The organism is Staphylococcus sp. LKG4-2 (assembly GCF_050955665.1).
In the GTDB taxonomy this organism is placed as follows: domain Bacteria; phylum Bacillota; class Bacilli; order Staphylococcales; family Staphylococcaceae; genus Staphylococcus; species Staphylococcus saprophyticus.
Genome location: NZ_CP194532.1, coordinates 2,062,289 through 2,085,166, shown reverse-complemented (window position 1 = coordinate 2,085,166; position 22,878 = coordinate 2,062,289). Strand labels below are relative to the sequence as shown.

Annotated in this window: 15 protein-coding genes; 11 read left to right on the top strand and 4 right to left on the bottom strand. The window is 33.1% G+C overall.

The genetic code is table 11. The features are described 5' to 3' along the window. The first annotated feature begins 180 nt into the window (after positions 1 to 180). The 5 genes from addB to ACM6UH_RS10130 all read left to right on the top strand — a co-directional run bounded on the left by addB (position 181) and on the right by ACM6UH_RS10130 (position 10,068). On the top strand, positions 181 to 3,642 hold the full coding sequence (addB, locus tag ACM6UH_RS10150; protein ID WP_048787510.1) for a helicase-exonuclease AddAB subunit AddB: 3,462 nt from the start codon (positions 181 to 183) through the stop codon (positions 3,640 to 3,642). Further along, positions 3,642 to 7,301, top strand: coding sequence for a helicase-exonuclease AddAB subunit AddA (gene addA, locus ACM6UH_RS10145; protein ID WP_011303503.1), 3,660 nt, complete (start codon positions 3,642 to 3,644; stop codon positions 7,299 to 7,301). Before addB ends, addA begins: the two co-directional genes overlap by 1 nt. 126 nt (positions 7,302 to 7,427) lie before the next feature. Then, complete coding sequence (locus ACM6UH_RS10140; protein WP_258792883.1) at positions 7,428 to 8,453, top strand: DUF418 domain-containing protein; 1,026 nt, start codon at positions 7,428 to 7,430, stop codon at positions 8,451 to 8,453. A 117-nt stretch (positions 8,454 to 8,570) separates the two neighbouring features. Continuing rightward, entirely contained in the window at positions 8,571 to 9,476 is a 906-nt protein-coding gene (locus tag ACM6UH_RS10135; RefSeq protein ID WP_011303501.1) for a fumarylacetoacetate hydrolase family protein, read from the top strand. A gap of 202 nt (positions 9,477 to 9,678) precedes the next feature. Continuing rightward, positions 9,679 to 10,068 (top strand): YisL family protein, encoded by a 390-nt coding sequence (locus tag ACM6UH_RS10130; protein ID WP_011303500.1) that lies wholly within the window; start codon positions 9,679 to 9,681, stop codon positions 10,066 to 10,068. Positions 10,069 to 10,137: 69 nt separating this feature from the next. On the opposite strand, the gene ACM6UH_RS10125 is transcribed toward ACM6UH_RS10130, so the two are convergent. Together ACM6UH_RS10125 and ACM6UH_RS10120 are read right to left on the bottom strand one after the other, a co-directional pair. Beyond that, positions 10,138 to 11,460, bottom strand: a complete 1,323-nt coding sequence (locus tag ACM6UH_RS10125; RefSeq protein ID WP_069844420.1) for a CoA-disulfide reductase — start codon at positions 11,458 to 11,460, stop codon at positions 10,138 to 10,140. A gap of 26 nt (positions 11,461 to 11,486) precedes the next feature. Then, positions 11,487 to 12,335 carry a Cof-type HAD-IIB family hydrolase gene (locus ACM6UH_RS10120; protein ID WP_011303498.1) on the bottom strand — a complete coding sequence of 283 codons (849 nt, stop codon included), beginning with the start codon at positions 12,333 to 12,335 and terminating at the stop codon, positions 11,487 to 11,489. 113 nt (positions 12,336 to 12,448) lie between these two features. Between ACM6UH_RS10120 and ACM6UH_RS10115 the strand changes: the two genes are divergently transcribed. The 3 genes from ACM6UH_RS10115 to clpB all read left to right on the top strand — a co-directional run bounded on the left by ACM6UH_RS10115 (position 12,449) and on the right by clpB (position 17,811). Beyond that, positions 12,449 to 12,757 (top strand): metal-sulfur cluster assembly factor, encoded by a 309-nt coding sequence (locus ACM6UH_RS10115; protein WP_002483779.1) that lies wholly within the window; start codon positions 12,449 to 12,451, stop codon positions 12,755 to 12,757. A 224-nt stretch (positions 12,758 to 12,981) separates the two neighbouring features. Next, positions 12,982 to 14,814: an acyltransferase family protein gene (locus tag ACM6UH_RS10110; RefSeq protein ID WP_011303497.1), complete on the top strand. Its 1,833-nt coding sequence runs from the start codon at positions 12,982 to 12,984 to the stop codon at positions 14,812 to 14,814. 387 nt (positions 14,815 to 15,201) lie between these two features. Next, the gene (gene clpB / locus ACM6UH_RS10105; protein ID WP_283995366.1) at positions 15,202 to 17,811 is read left to right on the top strand and encodes an ATP-dependent chaperone ClpB; all 2,610 of its coding nucleotides are present in this window, start codon (positions 15,202 to 15,204) and stop codon (positions 17,809 to 17,811) included. 294 nt (positions 17,812 to 18,105) lie between these two features. Here the strand turns inward: clpB and ACM6UH_RS10100 are convergent, their stop codons facing one another. Next, positions 18,106 to 18,300: a YjzD family protein gene (locus tag ACM6UH_RS10100; protein WP_011303495.1), complete on the bottom strand. Its 195-nt coding sequence runs from the start codon at positions 18,298 to 18,300 to the stop codon at positions 18,106 to 18,108. 228 nt (positions 18,301 to 18,528) lie between these two features. On the opposite strand from ACM6UH_RS10100, the gene ACM6UH_RS10095 reads away from it, so the two are divergent. The 3 genes from ACM6UH_RS10095 (at position 18,529) to ACM6UH_RS10085 (ending at position 22,266) form a co-directional block, all read left to right on the top strand. Then, positions 18,529 to 19,470 (top strand): beta-ketoacyl-ACP synthase III, encoded by a 942-nt coding sequence (locus tag ACM6UH_RS10095; protein WP_011303494.1) that lies wholly within the window; start codon positions 18,529 to 18,531, stop codon positions 19,468 to 19,470. An 11-nt stretch (positions 19,471 to 19,481) separates the two neighbouring features. Further along, entirely contained in the window at positions 19,482 to 20,726 is a 1,245-nt protein-coding gene (gene fabF / locus ACM6UH_RS10090) for a beta-ketoacyl-ACP synthase II (protein ID WP_002483774.1), read from the top strand. A 307-nt stretch (positions 20,727 to 21,033) separates the two neighbouring features. Further along, positions 21,034 to 22,266, top strand: a complete 1,233-nt coding sequence (locus ACM6UH_RS10085; RefSeq protein WP_011303493.1) for an MFS transporter — start codon at positions 21,034 to 21,036, stop codon at positions 22,264 to 22,266. 55 nt (positions 22,267 to 22,321) lie between these two features. Here the strand turns inward: ACM6UH_RS10085 and ACM6UH_RS10080 are convergent, their stop codons facing one another. After that, positions 22,322 to 22,696 carry a DUF3899 domain-containing protein gene (locus ACM6UH_RS10080; protein ID WP_011303492.1) on the bottom strand — a complete coding sequence of 125 codons (375 nt, stop codon included), beginning with the start codon at positions 22,694 to 22,696 and terminating at the stop codon, positions 22,322 to 22,324. Positions 22,697 to 22,878: the final 182 nt, after the last annotated feature.

Below are 22,878 nucleotides of genomic sequence, written 5' to 3'. Positions count from 1 at the left end.
ATAATAAAGTGAATAAAAAAATAGTGAATGGTAAGTAGATATGTAAATATTACTACATTGCTTATAGACGTATATAATAAGTAAAATGTTTATGGTAATTAATTAACTATGATAGGTGTAAGAAGTCATAACAGGTAGCTTTATATGTTAAAATGTGAGTCAAAGGAGTTGGCGTAGATAATGGAATTAAATGCGTATATCGGTAGAGCAGGTACTGGGAAATCAAAAGCGATTATTGAAGAAATTAAAGAAAAAATGAAACAAGATCCATTAGGAGATCCGATAGTATTAATTGCGCCTACGCAAAATACGTTTCAACTTGAACAAGCATTTGTAAACGACAAAACATTAAATGGTAGTTTGAGAACAGAGGTATTGCACTTTGAACGTTTGAGCTATCGTGTATTTCAAGAAGTCGGCGGATTGATGGAACAACAATTATCAAAAGCAGGAACAGAAATGATGATATATGACATCATACAACAACATCAGTCTGAATTAAGGTTATATCAATCACAGGTAAAATATTATGGTTTTAGCGAGAAACTATATGAACAAATACAGGATTTTAAAAAATATGCGGTATCGCCACAACAATTAGAAACGTATATTGCGGAAAATAATTTACAAACGAGAACAAAGCATAAATTACAAGATATAGCATTGGTATACAAACACTTAGAAGATAGAATCAATGGTGAATATGTATCAACAGAGGATAGTTTGCAGCGGTTTATAGAAATGATGGACCAATCTGAGTGGCTTAAACGCGCAGAAATTTATATAGACGGTTTCCACAACTTTTCAACATTAGAGTATCAAATCATACAAAGTTTAGTAAAATATGCGAAAAAGGTGACGATTGTATTAACGACTGATGGTGATAGAGATCTTTTTAGTTTGTTTAGAAAACCCTCTGAATCATTGACGCATATAGAAGAAATTGCGAATAATTTAAATATACAATTACATAGCAGACAGTTTTTGGATGTGCAGCGATTCATACACAACGACTTGAAACACTTGGAACAAAATTTCAATGCATTACAGTTTGAGCCTATTCCAACAGAAGGTAATGTTGAAATTCTAGAAGCTTCTGGCATGCGTGAAGAAATTAACGAAGTTGCGCGACGTATCTTAAGAGAAAATCGTGAACAAGGTCGTCGTTTCCAAGATATTGCTATTTTATATAGAGACGAATCATATGCTTATTTAATGGAATCTATATTGCCACAGTACGATATACCATACAACATAGATGTGAAGTCATCTATGACGCATCATCCAATAATGGAAATGATACGTTCACTTATAGAAGTTATCCAAACTGGATGGCAATTTGATCCATTAATGCGTTTGTTTAAAACAAATATTTTAACTAAAAAATTTAAAGATAGCCAATATCTTATTGATATATTAGAGAACTTTGTATTAGAGCGCGGTATATATGGCAAGCGTTGGATAGACGACAAATACTTTGATATAGAACAATTTAGAAAAATGGGTTTGAAACGCCAGCCATTAACAGATGAAGAACGCGAAACCTTTGAGCGTGTCATTCAATTAAAAAATGACGTAATGAAAAAAGTCATGTTATTTGAGGAGAAAATAAATAATGCTAGCACAGCGATCGCTTTTGCGACTGCATTTTATGAAGCGATGGAAGCATTTGATTTGCCAAGTCAATTAATGACAGATAGAGATACATTAGACGTTAATGGTGAACATAAAAAAGCCGAAGAGATAGATCAAATATGGAATGGTCTTATACAAATACTAGATGATTTAGTGACAGTATTTGATGATCAAAGCATGTCAAAAACGCGCTTCTTAGAACTCTTTGATATTGGATTAGAACAACTAGAATTTATTATGATTCCTCAGACATTAGACCAAGTGAGTATTGGAACTATGGATTTAGCGAAAGTGGATAATAAACAACATGTTTACCTTGTAGGGGCTAATGATGGCGTGTTGCCACAAACGGTGACTGCATCTAGTTTAATTACAGATGAAGAGAAAAAGTATTTCCAAGAGCAGTCATCAATCGAATTAAGTCCCACAGCTGATATTTTACAAATGGATGAAGCATTTGTTTGTTATATTGCTATGACAAGAAGTCGTGCGCATGTCACATTTTCATATGCATTGATGGGAGCGAGTGGTGATGTGAAAGAGCCGAGTCCATTCTTACATCAAATTCAGCAATTGTATACAAATCTAGAAGTACAAAATATTCATCATCAACATCAAGCAGAGCCTTTAAGGTTAATGGAACATCCTCATCAAACTAAGATTGCGCTTTTTGAATCTTTGAAGGCATGGCTAGATGATGAATTGGTAGCTGAAACTTGGTTAGATACGTATCAAGTGATGAGAGATGATACGCGCTTAAATGATGGTTTAACCTATTTACTTTCTGCTTTAACATACGATAATCAGACAGTTCAACTCAATCCATCATTATCCAAAGCATTATATGGCTCAACCATTAATGCAAGTGTGTCTCGTTTTGAAGGATATCAGGCGTGCCCATTTAAACATTTTGCTTCTCATGGTTTAAGACTTAATGAACGTACAAAATATAAACTAGAAAATTTTGACTTAGGCGACATATTTCATCGGGTTTTAAAATTCATTTCAGAAAAAGTAAATGGTGATTTTAAGAATTTAAATCCAAAACAAATACACAAGCTAACGACAGAAGCATTGAGTGAAATATTACCAGAAGTTCAATTTAATTTACTTAATTCAACGGCGTATTATCGCTATTTGTCGCAACGCATTGGTGCCATTGTTGAGACGACATTGACTGCACTTAAATACCAAGGAAGTCATACTAAGTTTACACCACAACGTTTTGAAGCTAGCTTTAGAAGAAAACCTAAAGATCAAAGTGAGTTATTAGCAACACCATTGCAAACGAAACAAGGTATACCAATCAATATTCGCGGTCAAATCGACCGTATCGACACATACCAACAAGGCGATGAAAGTTTTGTAAATATTATAGATTATAAGTCATCTAAGTACAGTGGTACACTAGATTTAACTAAAGTATATTATGGCTTGCAAATGCAAATGATGACTTATATGGATATTGTTCTGCAAAATAAATCAAGACTTGGTTTAACAGATATGACTAAACCAGGAGGTCTACTATATTTTCACGTACATGAACCACGTATTAAATTAGCTTGGAATCAATTAAGTGAAGATAAAAGAGACACCGAATTTATTAATTCGTTTAAACTCAGTGGTTTATTAAATAGTGCCACATCTGTCTTAGATGCGTTTGATACACGATTAGAACCAAGTTACAATTCCGATATTGTACCATTAGGTTTGAAAAAGGATGGCGGAATTAAAAGTAATAGTAAAGTTGCCGATGAACAGACAATTTATAAATTAATTAAACATAATAAACAGAACTTTATTGAAACAGCGTCAAATATTATGGATGGTCATACCGAAGTTGCACCAATGAAATATAATCAAACATTACCATGTGATTTTTGTAATTATAAATCAGTCTGTCATGTAGATGGCATGATTGATAGTAAACGATATCGTACAGTTGACGAATCAATCAATCCGCTTGAAGCAATCCAAGATGTAGATTTAGAAAGTGAGGGTGAGTAATGATGAATGCCATTCCAGTGAAACCAACAGGGACACGATGGACTGATAACCAATGGAAGAGTATCTATGCCAAAGGCCAGGATATTCTTGTTGCAGCTGCAGCCGGTTCGGGTAAAACAGCAGTACTTGTTGAACGCATCATTCAACGCATTATCAGAGATGAAATTGATGTTGATAAATTGCTTGTGGTTACTTTTACAAATGCAAGTGCACGTGAAATGAAACAACGTGTAGATCAACGCATTCAAGAAGCTTCAATTGAAAATCCGGACAATGCACATTTGAAAAATCAACGTGTCAAAATACATCAAGCACAGATATCTACATTACATAGCTTTTGCTTGAAACTCATTCAACAACATTATGATGTCTTAGATATTGATCCTAATTTTAGAACAAGCAGTGAAGCGGAAAATATATTATTACTAGAGCAAACAATCGATGAAGTGCTAGAACGTCATTATGATATATTGGATCCTCATTTTATTGATTTAACAGAGCAATTATCATCTGACCGTAATGATGATCAATTAAGGAATACCATTAAAGAAATGTATTACTTTAGTGTTGCTAACCCAAATCCATTAAATTGGCTACAACATTTGTCAACACCATACGAAGATGAATCACAGCAAGAAACATTATTCAATTTGCTTAATGATTTAGCGATGATATTTATGAATTCTGCGTTAGAGGCACTCAATAAGAGTTACGATTTATTTATGATGTTGGAAGAAGTAGATAAACAAGTCGCTGTATTAGATAAAGAACGCCGTTTCTTAGCAGAAGCGATGGAAGGTGGCTTGTTAAATACACAGAAAATTGCTGAACATCAATTTGAATCACGTTTTCCTGCAAAAAATAAAAAGATAAAAGAAGCTAATGAAATGATGATCGATGCTTATGATGATGGTAAAAAGCATTATGATGATTACAAAGCGTTAGTGAGTAAAGTTCAAGAAGATTATTTTTCACGTGAAGCCGCTGACTTAAAAACTGATATGCAACGTTTAGCGCCAAGAGTCGCTTATTTAGCGCAAGTTACAGCAGATGTGATTGAACAATTTAATCAGAAAAAACGAAGTCGTAACTTACTGGATTTTTCTGATTATGAACATTTTGCCTTGCGTATTTTAATGGATTCAAACGGTAATCCGTCAGAAATTGCGGATATGTATCGCAAGCAATTTGAGGAAATCCTTGTAGATGAATATCAAGACACCAATCGTGTGCAAGAAAAAATCATTGCATGTATTAAACGTGGCGACGAAGCGGATGGTAATTTGTTTATGGTTGGTGATGTGAAACAGTCTATTTATAAATTTAGACAAGCAGACCCAAGTCTTTTTATAGGGAAATATAATCGTTTTACGCTCGATGGGTCTGAACATGGTATGCGTATAGATTTGTCTCAGAACTTTCGATCAAGGGAAGAAGTATTAACAACGACGAATTATTTATTTAAGCATATGATGGACGAGGCAGTTGGAGAAATTGTTTACGACGATGCAGCACAGTTATATTATGGGGCGCCGTTTGATCATAAACCACATGATGTACAGTTGAATATGTTAATTGAAGATGCATCATCAGACTTAAATGGGTCAGAACAAGAGGCAGAATATATTGTACAGCAAGTTGAAAAAATAATGTCGCAACATGAAATTTATGATATTAAAACGGAACAATATCGAAAACCGAGCTATAAAGATATTGTGATTTTAGAAAGATCATATGGACAAGCGCGTAAAATTCAACAAGCATTTAAGGATCATAATATCCCATTTCATGTGAACAGCAAGGAAGGCTATTTTGAACAAACTGAGGTGCAATTGATTTTATCGTTTTTAAGAACTATAGATAATCCTTTACAAGATATTTATTTAGTCGGTCTCATGCGCTCTGTTATTTATCAATTTACTGAGGATGAGTTATCTAATATACGTGTATTTAGCCCAAACGATGATTACTTTTATCAATCGATAAAGCATTACATGGCCAATGATGTAGCTAATAAAAAATTAGTAGCTAAACTTGCGTCATTCCTTGAAGATATCGAACAATATCAAGACTATAGTCAAAGTCATCCAGTTTATCAACTCATCGATAAATTTTATAATGATCACTACGTCATACAGTACTTTAGCGGCATTATTGGTGGTAAAGGTCGTCGTGCGAATTTATATGGATTATTTAACAAAGCGGTCGAATTTGAAAACTCAAGTTTTCGTGGATTGTATCAATTTATTCGTTTTATTGATGAACTTATTGAACGTGGTAAAGATTTTGGTGAAGAGAATATAGTCGGACCGAACGATGATGTTGTTAGAATGATGACAATTCATAGCAGTAAAGGGCTAGAGTTTCCATTTGTTATATATTCTGGGCTTTCTCGTAAGTTTAGACGTGATGATTTACATCGGCCGGTTATATTAAATCAGAGTTATGGTTTAGGTATGGCGTATTATGATGTTGAAAGTAATTTATCTTATCCGTCGTTATCTTCAGTGACATATAAAGCGATTGCTGAAAAAGAGATGGTTTCAGAAGAAATGCGACTCATTTATGTTGCTTTAACACGAGCAAAAGAACAACTTTTTTTAATTGGTAGAGTTAAAGATGAAAAAACACTTTCACAGTTTGAACAAGTATCCGTATCGGAATCCCATTTACCGGTGAGTTATCGCATAACAGCACAACGACCGATTGATATGATTTATCCAATACTAGCCAAATACCAGTCTTCATCATTGCCAAATGAGTTGCGCTTTGAACAGACGATAGAGGACGTTGATCAAGCCATGCGACCATATGTACAATTAAACACTGATTTTTATGAAGATATTGCGTCAGAAACAGTCACTGATGTAAGCGAACAGCGCACGGTAGCAGATATAGAAATGAATCATTCGAAAAATGAAGCACTTCAAGCTCAAATTCATAATCAATTAAGCTATGAATATCCATATCAATCAGCTATAGAAAAGCCCTCAAAGCAATCGGTTTCGGAGTTGAAGCGTCAGCATGAGACGGAACAATCAGATACGAACTATGATAGAGTTAGACAATATCGTATTGGTTCTACTTCATATGAGAGACCGGCATTTTTAAGCCGTAGTAAGCAAAGAAAAGCGAATGAAATAGGTACATTAATGCATACAGTTATGCAACACTTACCTTTTAATAAGGATAGATTAACCGAAGAAGATGTAAACCGTCTCGTAGATCATCTGATAGCGCAACATATTATTCCTGAAGATGCCAAACAAGATATCCGATTTGATGATATCTACAATTTTATAGCAAGTGACTTGTATCAATTAATTGCTGAAAGTGACGAAATATATCGCGAGTTGCCATTTGTTGTTAATCAAAATGAGGTTGACCATAACAAGCATAGTGAAGAAGATGCTTCAATTATTCAAGGGATGATTGACCTTATATTTGTGAAAGAGGGACAATATTATTTTGTAGATTATAAGACGGATGCCTTTAATAGACGAAGAAATATGTCAGATGAAGAGATTGGTGCTCAATTGAGAGAACGCTATAAGGTTCAAATGAATCATTATCGTAATACATTAGAAACAATATTGAAGACCGATGTGAAAGGATTCTTGTATTTCTTTAAATTTGGTCAGTTATCTATAGAAGGATAAAAAGGAGCGTTACACGTGCCTGTGAAACAAAGAATGTTTGAATTAGATGCTTTGCGAGGAATAAGTCTTTTCGGCATTATTTTAATGAATATTTTAGTTTTTAGTCTTCCGTACGAGATGGCTTCAATGTCTCAGACAGTAAAAGGCTTTAATGCTGTATTACTCCATTTGATTACACTGTTTGTTATAGGTTCATTTTATCCGATATTCACTTTTTTATTTGGGTATGGACTTGGTATGATGTTTGAGCATAGTCGAATCAGAAAAGTTCGATTTTATCCAATGATCTACAGAAGACTTAGCTTTTTATTAGTCATCGGTGTAATTCACGGTATGTTTATCTTTTCAGGTGATATCCTATTTGGTTATGCATTTACAGGGCTATTCGCAGTACTGTTTATTAAAATGAAAGCCCAAAAGCTAATTAAAATAGCTAGTATTTTATTTGTGTTTAAAATCCTTATCTTTGTGGTGCCTTTTGCCATTTTAAATTATACGCAAGGTGTTTATGAGAAAAATAACTATCTAGGTATATCTCTGCAACAATTTATCGATGTTAAACAGAATGGACACTATGATTCATTTTTAAAGTTGAACGTTCTTGAGAATCTATATAGTATGTTGGATATTTTAATGGGATCTGCATTTCTGGAATTTTTACCTTATGCCCTTTTCGGTATTGCTGCATATAAGATGAATTTAATTGAACTTATTCGAACAAAAAGCTCATCCTTTTTGAAATGGGGGAGTTTAATAGCTATTTTAGGCTATTGTATTAAAATGCCTTTTGCTATTGATTATGATAATGGTTCATTCGCTGTTATCAATGCTGTAGGTGGCCCGATTGTATCTGCAGGGTATATTATACTCATAGTATATTTATGTCAAAGTGTTCATGGTGCACAAATCATGCGTATATTTAAGTATCCCGGTAAATTGAGCTTATCGGTTTATATTACTCAAAGTATCATGTTTACATTTATTTTTATGGGCTTTGGCTTAGGGTTATATAACAAGTTGCCATTATATCAATCCTATCTCATTGTTATCATTTTTTATAGCTTACAAGTCATTGGTTGCTATTTTTATTTGAAAAAATTCAGTAAAGGTCCAATAGAATGGTTATGGCGAAAAGTCACATATTTGAAGTAATCGTTTTAGTTTAGGTAAAAGGTCTGAATTTTTGGCTTATACTAGTTATATATTTGTTATTTAGTGGTAAATATAGTTATAATATGAAATAAGATATAGATGAGGAGCTGATAATGAATGAAATTCCTATCATTCAGACATGAAGGACAGACATCATATGGTGTGAAAGTAAAACGTGAAGAAGCTGCATGGGACTTGAAGAAAGTATTTGCAGATTTTGCTGAAGGTTCATTTCACCCTAAAACGTTATTAAATGGTCTTCAACAAAATCAAGTCGTAGATTTTCAAGAACAAGTTCGTAAAGCGGTTGTTGCAGCGGAAGACAGTGGTAAAGGTGAAGATTACAAAGTTCAGTTTAGCGACATTGAATTTTTACCACCAGTCACGCCAACTAATAATGTAATTGCCTTTGGACGTAATTATCAAGATCATGCGAATGAGTTAAATCACGAAGTACAACGTTTGTATGTTTTTACTAAAGCTGCTTCGTCATTAACTGGTGATAATAGCACGATACCAAATCATAAAGATATTACGGATCAACTAGACTATGAAGGTGAGCTTGGTATTGTCATTGGCAAATCTGGTGAGAAAATACCTAAAGGTCTCGCTTTAGATTATGTTTATGGTTATACAATTATTAATGATATAACAGACCGTAAAGCTCAAAATGCACAGGACCAAGCATTCTTATCTAAAAGTTTAACAGGGGGTTGCCCTGTAGGACCATATATTGTAACAAAAGATGAATTACCTACGCCAGAAGATGTCAATATTGTAACCAAAGTTAACAATGATATTCGTCAAGATGGCAATACAGGTCAAATGATTCTTAAAATTGATGAATTAATCGAAGAAATTTCAAAATATGTAGCATTACATCCAGGAGATATTATTGCGACTGGCACACCAGCGGGTGTTGGTGCAGGTATGAATCCACCGCAATTCTTACAACCTGGTGATGAAATTAAGGTAACAATAGATAATATTGGTACGTTAACAAACTTTATTGCAGATAAATAATCATTGATTATTGTTAACTGGTTAATCCATGGCGGGTTAACCAGTTTTATTTTTTTGTAAATTAGTAATGTAGTTTTTTTGAATTGTACAGTTATATTGAGTATGATAAGAGATGTAATCTTTTGACTTCAAAGTTAAAAGGGGACAACATACTTCTGTTTTATATATTTTTGAAGTAAAAATTGTGTGGGGGTAATCAAGTATGTTACATATGCATATTGCTAGTTGGGTTTTATTAATCATCTTGTTCTTTGCTGCTTATTTTAATTTTTCAGAAAAACAAGGTGCATCACCATATTTCAAACCAATTCATATGCTATTAAGACTATTTATGCTATTAGTCTTAATTTCTGGATTTTGGGTTTGGATTCAATCATTTTCATCAGGAGCTGCTGGTGGGCACATGTTACTTACATTGAAAATGATATGTGGTGTGGCTGTAGTTGCATTAATGGAAGTAACAATTACTAAACGTAAAAAAGGGCAACCTAGTCATGGCTTAATGTGGACGACGATTGTAGTAATCATCTTAACGATGATTATAGGTATTATTTTACCTATGGGTCCAATTACGCAAATGTTTGGTTTATAAACGTAAGTGTATAACAATAATAAAAGCCGTACAATTCCATTAGGAAATGTACGGCTTTTATTTATATAGTTATTTATTTCGTGCTTTATAACCTATCATATTAATAATATCTTTGGGTCTACTGTATGGTGGTGCATAAGCTACTTCAAATTCAACTAATTCATCGATAGTGAGTTTATGCATCATAGCCATTGATAGTACATCAATACGTTTGTCGACACCTTTCATACCTACTGCTGCAGCACGAATGATACGTCGATTTGTCTTATCAAAGTAAACGCGTAAGTGCAGCTTGGTATTTCCTGGGTAATAACCGGCATGTTCACCTTGATTTGCTTCGACCATTGCATAATCAAAATTTGAAAGCTCTTTCGGTGATACACCGACACTAGAAAATGTATAATCGAAGAATTTTACGATATTTGAGCCTAAATAACCTTTAAAGTGTATCTTGTGATCACCAGCTAATTGTTCGGCGATGACACTAGCACCACGATGTGCACCCCAAGCTAAAGGAACGTGTGCATTTAAATCAACATGGCGATAATGGGACGTAATGATATCACCTAGTGCATAAATATTTGGAATGTTCGTTTGAAATTGGTCGTTTACTGGAATATAGCCTTTATCATCTAAAGTAACGTTTGAATTTTTTATAAATTCTGAGTTTGGTTTAACACCAACGCCTTCGATAATTAGGTCATAATTTTCAACTTTACCAGATTCAAAATGCACTGCATTGCCCACAACTTTTGAAATTTCTTCGTTGAATCTATAATGAATATCTCTCTTATCCATTTCATCGAGGATTGCTTGATTCATGTCTTGATCCATTAGTTTATTAATATGTGTTGAACGATGGATGAGTGTAGGGGAGATACCTCTTTCATATAGATTATCTAAAATTTCAAGACCGATATATCCAGTACCTACGACAAGTGCGTTTTTAACTTGATTTTCTTTGATGAATGTTTCAATTGCATCTGTATCTTCCATGTTTCTTAATGTAAACGCAATAGGACTATCTAAATTTAATGAATTGGCACTACAGCCAGGACTTAATATTAAAGTATCATAATGTGTCTCAAAATACGTATCCTGTATACGATCATAGACAGTAATTGTATTCTCTGTGTCATTGATTGATGTTACTTTGTGACAAGGTTTGACAACAATATTTTTAGCTTCATAAAATGATTCAGGTGTTGCTTCAAGCACCTTATTGCGCGAATCTACCACGTTACCTAAATAATAAGGCAGGGCACAATTAGCAAAACTCATATCTCTATCTTTTTCAAAGACAACAATTTCGCTTTCTTGATCAAGTCTTCTAATTTGACTGGCTACCGTTGCACCACCTGCAACTGCACCTACTACTACAATTTTATTCATAATGAAAAGCCTCCTTAAGTATCTATCTATGATTCTATACTAGATTTTACTGATTCTTCATAAGGCATATTTAATTGGAAATAGTCGTTTAAATAACGTCCAATGCCATCCTCATTATTAGAATATGTAGTTTGATTTGCAACGTGTTTAAGTTCATCTAAACCATTGTCCATCGCGATACCGTGTTTCGCATATTTAATCATTTCCAAATCGTTATCTTCGTCTCCAAAAGCAATGATATGATTTCTATCAATATTTAAATATGATTTCACATAATCAATCCCACGTGCTTTGCTAATACCTTGCTTAACAATTTCTATTACTGGGAATGGTGAACCCCATCGACGATGTTCAATATTTTCAGCGTAAAAACGTGTGAGCATTTGTTTGACTCTAGGAATCATAAATTCTTCTGCTTCAACTAAAATCGATGTTGGAGACTCAGTTAATGAGTTAAGTAAATCGCCTGTTTCAACTTTTGGATTTCCCATAGAGAACCCATCGAATAATTTTTGATCGTAATTATTAATAAAAACATAATCTTTAACTTCAGCAATCATGTTTGTTACGCCATAATCATTCAGTGATTCAATGATGTTTTTAGATAAATCTAAGTCCAATACTTCATGCATTGGCTCAAACTGATCGTCTTTTGGATGATGAACAAAGGCACCATTGAAATTAACAACCGGTGTATCCATATTTAATTCATGGTAATATATTTGACTGGCTCTATAAGGTCTACCAGTAGCAATCATTAATTTATGACCTTGTTGTTGTAGTGTTGTTAAAACGTTTTTTGTATATGGTGAGATTACTTTTTCATCTGTTAATAACGTGCCGTCTAGATCTAGACAAATTAAATAAGATTCCATTTAATTCTCCTTAATGTTTTTTATTGATGTATTGAATATCATAGCATTTTATTGGCGTTTTGTAAGATATTTGATATATTGTTAGTATCATTAAATTCGAAGAGGTGATATGAATGGATGAAGGATTAAAAGATAGCATATTAAATGCGTTAGAAATGGTTATTGACCCTGAGTTAGGTATTGATATTGTCAACTTAGGTTTAGTATATAATGTTGATGTTAATGACGAAGGTTTATGTACAGTTGAAATGACATTAACATCTATGGGATGCCCAATGGGACCACAAATTGTTAACCAAGTTAAAATGGTTTTAGCTGAGATTCCAGAAATAGCAGATACAGAAGTGAATATTGTTTGGAGTCCACCATGGGGTAAAGACATGATGTCTCGTTATGCTAAAATTGCATTAGGCATCGGCTAACGCTACTAATAGTAATTGAAAATACTAGCTTAAAGATCGATAATGGTCTATAGGCTAGTATTTTTTTGAAAAATTTAAAGCATGCTGACAATCTTAAAATAAAATTTTTCTATAGTGCAAATCATTAAAATAATTGCAGTTATGTTACGAAAGTATTACAATAGCTTGGTGTAAAACATTAAAAAGCAAAAGTAATATATTCGGAGATGAAAGTATGGTAGTAAATGAACAGAAATTCTAATAATCGTAATCAAACCAACCGTCACACGCGTTATATGCCTGGTTTAGATGGACTTAGAGCAATTGCAGTTATAGGTATTATTATTTATCATTTAAATAAGCAATGGTTATCTGGTGGGTTTCTTGGTGTAGATACATTTTTTGTAATTTCGGGCTACTTAATTACAAGTTTACTTTTGTTTGAGTATGAAAGTACCGGCATTATCAATTTGAAGCAGTTTTGGTTACGGCGAATTAAACGTTTGATACCGGCCGTATTGGTATTAGTTGTTACAGTAACTTTAGCGACACTCATTTTTAAGCCTGAACAAATTATAAGTATAAAGCATGATGCATTTGCAGCCATTTTTTATGTATCAAATTGGTGGTATATTGCAACTGATGTAAATTATTTTGAACAGTTTGCCTTTATGCCATTAAAACATTTGTGGTCATTAGCAATTGAAGAGCAATTCTACATAGTTTTTCCAATCGTTTTGATAGCATTATTATTAACAATTAAGAAATACCGAAATGTAACACTTATTTTTTGGATTATTTCACTGATTTCATTACTTTTAATGGTTTGGATTTCTCAACCACATATGCAACATTCTCGTGTTTATTTTGGAACAGATACAAGGTTACAAACGATGTTGCTCGGTGTTATATTAGCCTTTATTTGGCCGCCATTTAAATTAAAGCAGAACCCTAATCCTAGTCTCAGGTTCATTATTGATAGTATAGGTGCAATAGGGATTTTAATACTCTTATTACTTTTCATTAAAGTCGATGATAATAGTGATTGGATCTATAATGGTGGTTTTTACCTTATTTCCGGTATCACTTTATTTGTTATCATTAGTGTAGTGCATCCATCGGGGTATTTCGCTAAATTAATTGGAAATCCTTTCTTTGTTTATATTGGTAAACGCTCTTATAGTTTATATTTATGGCATTTCCCAGTCATAAGCTTTTTACATTCCTATTATGTTGAAGGCCAAGTCCCATTATATGTATATGCTCTAGACATCTTATTGACTATTTTCTTTGCTGAAATATCATATAGATTCATTGAAACACCGTTTAGAAAACAAGGATTCAAGGCCTTAAGTATTAATAAATATAAAAAGTCCGCATTAATCAGAACTATACTACTAGGCGTGATACTGCTACCAACCATTTTTATTTTTGCGGGGACATTTGATCGTTTAGGAAAAGACCAAATTAATAATAAATCAACGTCATATAATACAGCAGAAATTGATAAGTATATGGTTAGACCCATACCGGTCGACCATGTTAACTTTTTAGGAGATTCAAATTTTAAAAAAGATAAAGATAATGAGGTATATACTGATTTGAGTCCACTGCTTATTGGTGATTCGGTTATGGTTGATATTGGAGAAACTTTTAAAACGCACGTTCCCAATGCAACCATTGATGGTAAAGTCGGACGTAATTTATATGAAGCTATACCATTAACAGATGAAAAATATAAATCTTACAATTATAAGTCTAAGCAAGTGATTTTAGAATTAGGAACGAATGGAGATTTTTCTGAAGCACAGTTGGACGAACTGATAGGCAAATATGGTAAAGCCAATGTGTATTTGATTAACACGCGTGTACCAAAAAGCTATGAAGGTCATGTCAACCAAGTTATGTCAGACGCAGCTAAAAAGCATCATAATGTAACATTGATTGATTGGTATCAACGTTCGAAAGGCCATAGCGAGTACTTTGCACCAGATGGTATTCATTTAGAGCCTTCAGGTGTAAAAGCATTAACAGATGAAATTTTAAAACATATTGCAACGAAATCAACTGCTAAGTAGCAAAATTAAATATGAAATTGAGTCAATTTAATAAATTTAATTAGAGTGTGATTTGCATGAAATAGACTGCTAAAACACAATAAAAGGCATAACCGCTTAATGAACAAGAGGTTATGCCTTTTAATTTATTGAGTGTCATGAATATTCATATCTAAGGGGTGTTTATATATCATGTTTAAAATGAACAAAGTCATTGTTTAGAATATAAAAATTATGGGCAAAACATAGGTATATAAGGCATTACACGCAGCTAAAATAATTTAAAATTTATAGTCATATTGGTTGATAAAAGTGAACAATAGGATTATAATAAAATTAAGGTCAAAGAAAGTCAAAGTCAAACTTACTTTGTTCTTGATCAAAGACTAAATGGTGAGGTGAATCATTTTGGATATTAATCAAATGACCTATGCAGTTCAAGGTGCTTTGCAAAAAGCAATAGAGCTAGCAAAAGATAACGAAAATCAAAATATCGAAATAGAAGCAATATTAAAAGCAGCACTTGAAGAAAGTGAAAGTTTATTTAAAAGTGTATTGGAAAGAGCAAACATAGAGACCGAACTTTTAAATAAGGCTTACGATGAAAAATTGAAAAATTATCCTTCAGTACAAGGGGATAACGTACAATATGGTCAATATATTAGCCAGAAAGCAAATGAATTAATAAATAAAGCTGAAACGTATATGAATACTTATGAAGATGAGTATATTTCTATGGAACATATCATTTTAGCTGCAATGGACATAGATGATACAACAATTAAATTTGTCGATAATAAAAAAGAAGTTATTGTAGAAATCATTAAAAAAATTAGAGGAGGAAATCATGTGACGTCACAAAACCCAGAAGCAAATTATGAAGCTTTAGAAAAATATGGTAGAGATTTAGTTGAAGAAGTCCGTCAAGGTAATATGGATCCTGTCATTGGACGTGATGAAGAAATAAGAAATACTGTGAGAATCTTAAGTAGAAAGACTAAGAATAATCCAGTATTAATCGGTGAACCAGGTGTAGGTAAAACAGCAATTGTTGAAGGCCTTGCACAACGTATTGTGCGTAAAGACGTGCCTGAATCACTTTTAGATAAAACAATATTTGAATTAGATTTAAGTGCGCTTGTTGCAGGTGCAAAATATCGTGGTGAATTCGAAGAACGTTTAAAAGTAGTACTTAAAGAAGTGAAAGACTCAGACGGTAGAATTATATTATTTATAGATGAAATTCACATGCTTGTTGGTGCAGGTAAAACAGAAGGCGCGATGGATGCAGGTAATATGCTAAAACCAATGCTTGCACGTGGCGAATTACACTGTATCGGTGCAACAACACTCAATGAATATAGAGAATATATTGAAAAAGACTCTGCATTAGAGCGTCGTTTCCAAAAAGTAAATGTGTCTGAGCCAGATGTAGAAGATACAATTTCCATTTTACGTGGACTGAAAGAACGTTATGAAGTTTATCATGGTGTACGTATTCAAGATAAAGCATTAGTAGCTGCGGCAGAACTATCAGATCGTTATATTACTGATCGCTTCTTACCGGATAAAGCGATTGATCTTGTGGACCAAGCGTGTGCAACGATTCGTACTGAAATGGGTTCAAATCCAACAGAGTTAGACCAAGTTAATCGTCGCGTCATGCAATTAGAAATTGAAGAAAGCGCATTGAAAAACGAATCAGATAACGCGAGTAAACAACGCTTACAAGAATTACAACAAGAATTGTCTAATGAAAAAGAAAAACAAAACGCAATTCAATCACGCGTAGAAGAAGAAAAAGGCAAAATTGCAAAACTACAAGAAAAACGTACTGAATTAGACGAAAGTAGAAAAGCCTTAGAAGATGCAGAAAACAATTATAATTTGGAAAAAGCGGCAGAATTACAACATGGTAAAATTCCTGAATTAGAAAAAGAATTACGCGAGTTAGAAGCTGCATTCCAAAATGAGCAAAATAGTGACAATGAGCGCATTATACGTGAGATTGTATCAGATGAAGAAATTGGTGATATTGTTAGTTCATGGACAGGTATCCCTGTTTCTAAACTTGTAGAAACAGAAAGAGAGAAGTTATTAAATCTTTCAGACATTTTACACGAACGTGTCGTTGGTCAAGATAAAGCTGTAGATTTAGTTTCTGATGCTGTTGTCAGAGCGCGCGCTGGCATTAAAGATCCAAATAGACCAATAGGTAGTTTCTTGTTCTTAGGACCTACAGGTGTTGGTAAAACAGAATTAGCCAAATCCTTAGCGTCAACTTTATTTGATTCAGAAAAACATATGATACGAATTGATATGAGTGAGTACATGGAAAAACATTCAGTTTCCCGTTTAATTGGTGCACCTCCAGGCTATGTAGGTCACGATGAAGGTGGACAATTAACTGAAGCGGTTCGTCGTAATCCATATTCTGTTATATTATTAGATGAAATTGAAAAAGCACATTCAGACGTATTTAATGTATTGTTACAAATACTTGAAGAAGGTAGACTTACTGATTCTAAAGGTCGTGAAGTTGATTTTAAAAATACAATTATCATTATGACTAGTAACATTGGCTCACAAATCCTATTAGAAAACGTAAAAGATGCTGGTGTGATTACTGATGATACAGAAAAAGCTGTTATGAATAGCTTAAACCAATACTTTAAACCAGAAATTATTAACCGTATGGATGATATTGTATTATTTAAACCATTAACAATCAGTGATATGAGTTCTATAGTAGATAAAATATTAACTGAATTGAATATTAGATTAATGGCACAACGTATTTCAATTAATGTGTCAGATGAAGCTAAAGCGTGGTTAGGTGAAGAAGCATACGAACCACAATTCGGTGCAAGACCGTTGAAACGTTTTGTGCAAAGACAAATAGAAACACCACTTGCACGTAAAATGATTAGAGAAAATTTACCTGAAGACACAACAATAGACATCGACCTATCAGAAGATGGTTTAAGATTTACTGAAAACAAACCAGAAATCGATTAGTAAGTATAATTGAATTTAACAAAACGGTGTGGCGCAGAAACCTTAATTTTTACATTGGTTTCTGCGCCACTTTTTTAATTATAAAATCGGGGAACAAGATTGTAAGTTAATATATCATATCTCAACAAACCAATAAGTTTATTTTTTAATATTGAAAATAAAAAAACTGCCAACGTCAGTCAGAAGACTTTGTTGACAGTTTAAAGATTCTAGGACATAAATCAATGTTTCAAACTTTACATTTCATTAAAATGAGTCGTTCTTAAACATAAGCTAAACCATTATCCTAGTCATCTAATGTTGTTCGTTTGTATTATTATGTTTAGGTTTAATTACCAAATCAAATAAGATAATAATAATCGTAAATACAACAGCGCCCATGATTGGTGTAATGAGGTTCAGTGCACCGCCACCATTTAAGCTGTTAAGTACGAAATTAACCATTTGTAATAAGACAATAGACCAAAATAAAACTGCGAGGTATTTCATTATGTAATGCCTCCAATATCGTATATATATCTACATTATAAATAATAAAGTGTAGTTTGTATAGTAGGTTAGTAATAATTGTGGTTATACTTTGTGATAATGAGCTAAGTCATTTATAATTATTTGTGGAAAACACGCAATGAAATATGTATAGTTCTTGTATTTGAAATGTGTATTATGTTAAATTAATACCTGGTATTAAAATTAAATTTAAGAAGGTGTACAACCATGGACGTGGGTATTAAAGGTTTTGGTGCATACGCACCTGAAAAAGTTGTAGAAAATACCTATTTTGAATCATTTTTAGAAACATCAGACGAATGGATTTCTCAAATGACTGGTATTAAAGAACGTAGATGGGCTGGTGAAGACGAAGAAACTTCAGACATGGCTTATCAAGCTAGTTTAAAAGCAATTGAAGATGCAGGTATAGAAGCATCAGAAATAGATATGATTATTGTTGCGACATCAACAGGGGATTTTCCATTCCCAACAGTTGCCAATATATTACAAGAAAGATTAGGCATCGGCAAAGTTGCTTCTATGGATCAATTAGCCGCTTGTAGTGGTTTCATGTATTCAATGATAAATGCTAAACAATTTGTTCAATCTGGTGATTATAAAAATATTTTAGTAGTTGGAGTGGACAAATTATCTAAAATCACAGATTTTACAGACCGTTCAACAGCCATTTTATTTGGTGATGGAGCTGGAGCTGTAGTAATCGGTGAAGTATCTGAAGGTCGAGGTATCTTAAGTTATGAATTAGGTTCAGACGGCTCAGGTGCTAAGCATTTATATTTAAATCCAGAAAACGGAAAAATATTTATGAATGGCCGTGAAGTTTTTAAATTTGCTGTAAGAATTATGGGTGAAGCATCTAACAACGCAGTAGCAAAAGCTAATTTAACTGCAGATGATGTAGATATGTTTGTACCTCATCAAGCAAATATAAGAATTATGGAGTCAGCGAGAGAACGTTTAGGTATACCAAAAGAAAAAATGAGTGTATCTGTTGATCGCTTTGGTAATACTTCAGCAGCGTCAATCCCATTAAGTATAGGACAAGAGTTAGAAAATGGTAGGATTAAAGATGATGATGTCTTAGTGTTAGTAGGTTTTGGTGGCGGCTTAACATGGGGCGCTGTGACACTAAGATGGGGAAAATAGGAGGATAAATTATGAGCAAAGAACAACGTGTTGTTATTACAGGAATTGGCGCATTATCACCTATAGGAAATGATGCTAAGTCTACTTGGGACAATGCATTAAAAGGTGTAAGTGGTATAGATTCGATTACACGCATAGATACAACGGATTACAATGTCCATTTAGCTGGAGAGTTAAAAGACTTTGATATTGAAGAGCATATTCCTAAAAAAGAAGCGAGACGCATGGATCGCTTTACACAATATGCAGTTGTAGCTGCAAGAGAAGCCGTTAATGATGCTAAACTTGAAATTAATGATAGTACTGCGGATAAAATTGGCGTATGGATTGGTTCAGGTATTGGTGGTATGGAAACATTTGAAATTTCACATAGCCAATTATTAAATCGTGGACCAAGACGTGTGAGTCCGTTCTTCGTACCTATGCTGATCCCAGATATGGCGACAGGTCAAGTATCAATAGATTTAGGTGCTAAAGGGCCGAATGGTTCGACGGTTACTGCTTGTGCAACTGGTACGAACTCAATAGGTGAAGCATTCAAGATTATTCAACGTGGCGATGCAGATGCAATGATTACTGGTGGTACAGAAGCACCGATTACACATATGGCATTAGCTGGCTTTAGTGCGAGTCGTGCATTATCTACAAATGATGATAAAGAAACTGCATGTCGTCCTTTCCAAGAAGGTCGTGATGGATTTATCATGGGTGAAGGTGCAGGTATTGTCGTTTTAGAATCACTTGAATCAGCGAAAGCTCGTGGTGCGCAAATTTACGCTGAAGTCGTAGGTTATGGATCAACTGGTGACGCATATCATATAACAGCCCCAGCTCCAGAAGGTGAAGGCGGTTCACGTGCTATGCAAGCGGCAATAGATGATGCTGGTATTGAAGCGAAAGACATTCAATATTTAAATGCACATGGAACAAGCACTCCAGTAGGTGACTTAACTGAAATTCAAGCTATTAAGAATACTTTCGGTGAAGCGGCGAAATCATTGAAAGTAAGTTCAACTAAATCAATGACAGGTCATTTACTAGGGGCTACAGGTGGATTAGAAGCTATTTTCTCTGCACTTTCAATTAGAGATAGTCGTATTGCACCAACGATTCATGCTGATTCACCAGATCCTGAATGCGATTTAGATATCGTTCCAAACAAAGCAGAAGATTTAGATATTACCTATGCAATGAGTAATAGTTTAGGTTTTGGTGGACACAATGCTGTACTTGTATTGAAAAAATTTACTGATTAATGTAGATAAGTTATATTTTGAAAAGCAAGATCATCTCAATCGGATGATCTTGCTTTTTTTGTAAATATCGAACTTAAGAAAGTTAGAGAAATGATAACAATAATAGAGAGGCTTATAGTTTATTATAATAACTTTTTAACGGTTGAATATTTAAAATTCTTGTAAAACATAAAATTTATATTGTGAAATGTTTAGAAAAAGTTAAAATATAAAGTGAAGATAATTTTATATTTATAAAATGTCTATTCAAGACATACATTTAGTGTATAATGTAAATTATTAGATTATAAAGTGGGGTGTAATTAAGATGAAGCAATTTCTAACATTATCTACAACGTTGAAAACAAGAATGATAGCAGATTTCATCTTAATTATAGCGAGCCAAGCGATTTTACCCTTTATGGCATTATATTTAACGAGTAAAGTAAATGCTGTATTTGCTGGTACATTTTTAATTGCCAATATCATTGTAAGTTTTGTAGTGTCCTTCGTAGGTGGATATTTAGGAGACAATTATAATAGGAAGAAAGTAGTCAATTTAATACATTTTATCTACGCTGTGTGTCTGATTATTTTAAGTATTACGGTGACTATGGATGGTTTAGGTTTAATCATATTTTGTATAACGGTATTTATCTTTGAATTATTGTTTGCTGCGAGTGAACCTATTTTTGAAGCAGCAATTATGGATGCCATTTATGAAGAAGTTCGCGAGTACGTTTATCAATTAAATTATTGGATGTTTAATATTGGTACGGCGATTGGCATGGCATTAGGCGCGTTGTTATATTTAGGACATAAGCATTTATTATTTGTATTATTTTTCATTGCTATGCTGATAAGTTGGTATTTATTTGAAAAATATTATGACGTGGAGCAAGTTATTACTAAAAAAGAAGATCTAACCTCTAAATTTAAACATTTCGTAGATAGTTATCATGTTGTCATTAAGGATAAATACTATATGTTGCTTAATATTGGGTTTATGATGGTCATCATGGCTGAACTCAGTTTGAATTCTTATGTAGTTGTAAGACTAAAAGAAGCGTTTGAACCTTTACATTTTTTAGGCTTTTATATTGATGGTGTCCGAATGTTTACAGTAATTATGATCATCAATACACTTGTAGTGGCGACATTAACTTTTACGGTTAATAGAATTGTAGATAACACCTCAAAGAAAATTGTATTTATGATAGGTATTGTTTTATATACCGTTGGTTATAGTGTTTTGATGTCAGCTTCTGAATTTTGGATATTATGCTTATTTTCTATTATAGCTACATTAGGTGAATTGATTTATTCCCCAATTCAAAATGCGCAACGTTTCTTGATGATTCCTGAAGATAAACGAAGTACTTATAATACATTTGGGATGATTTCATTCTATGGAGGGAATATATTGGCACGTTTAGGATTAATAATTGGTGCGTTTATTCTGCCTTGGATGATGTCAGTATATGTAGCTGTTATAGTACTTTTAGGATTTATCCTCTTGTATTACGCATTATTTCATAACCCTAATATTGAAACAAAATAATGAAAAGACTGTATTCGTTTATTGTGAATCATCACAATAGCTGATACAGTCTTTTTTATATAATAAATGAAATGGCAATCGAAATAAGTAAATATAGCAAATTAAAAACAAAGCCCACTTTAATCCATGGATTTACAAAGTAGGATGATTTTTTGGCTTGTGTAGGTTTAAAAAAATCATCATTTTCTAGCGTATCTTTGTGTTTTTTATTCGTTAGCTGATACTTTAGTCTTCTAAAACCGTAACTCGTAGGATCTAATATACCTTCTTGAACAATGATTAAACTAAATAGGATAATCACAAATATAAAAGATACATAGAATATGATATTTAAATACTGAGTTAATTGATGTGAGGCAAAGAGCCAACATAAGAATGAAATCAATGGTGTAAATAATAGCCAAAATAGATAAGTGGTAAATTTCCTCATATTTATTGTCTCCTTTATTTAATAAATTTATTGTAACTTAAAATAACTAAAAAATGAATAATTTGCCTTATAAATTCTTTTATATCAACACTTTTAAAGAGAAAGAAAATTAAATAAAATTCATTTACTTTAATAAAGTAAAGCAAAACAATATTGATTAAAATATGAACTATAAGTATACT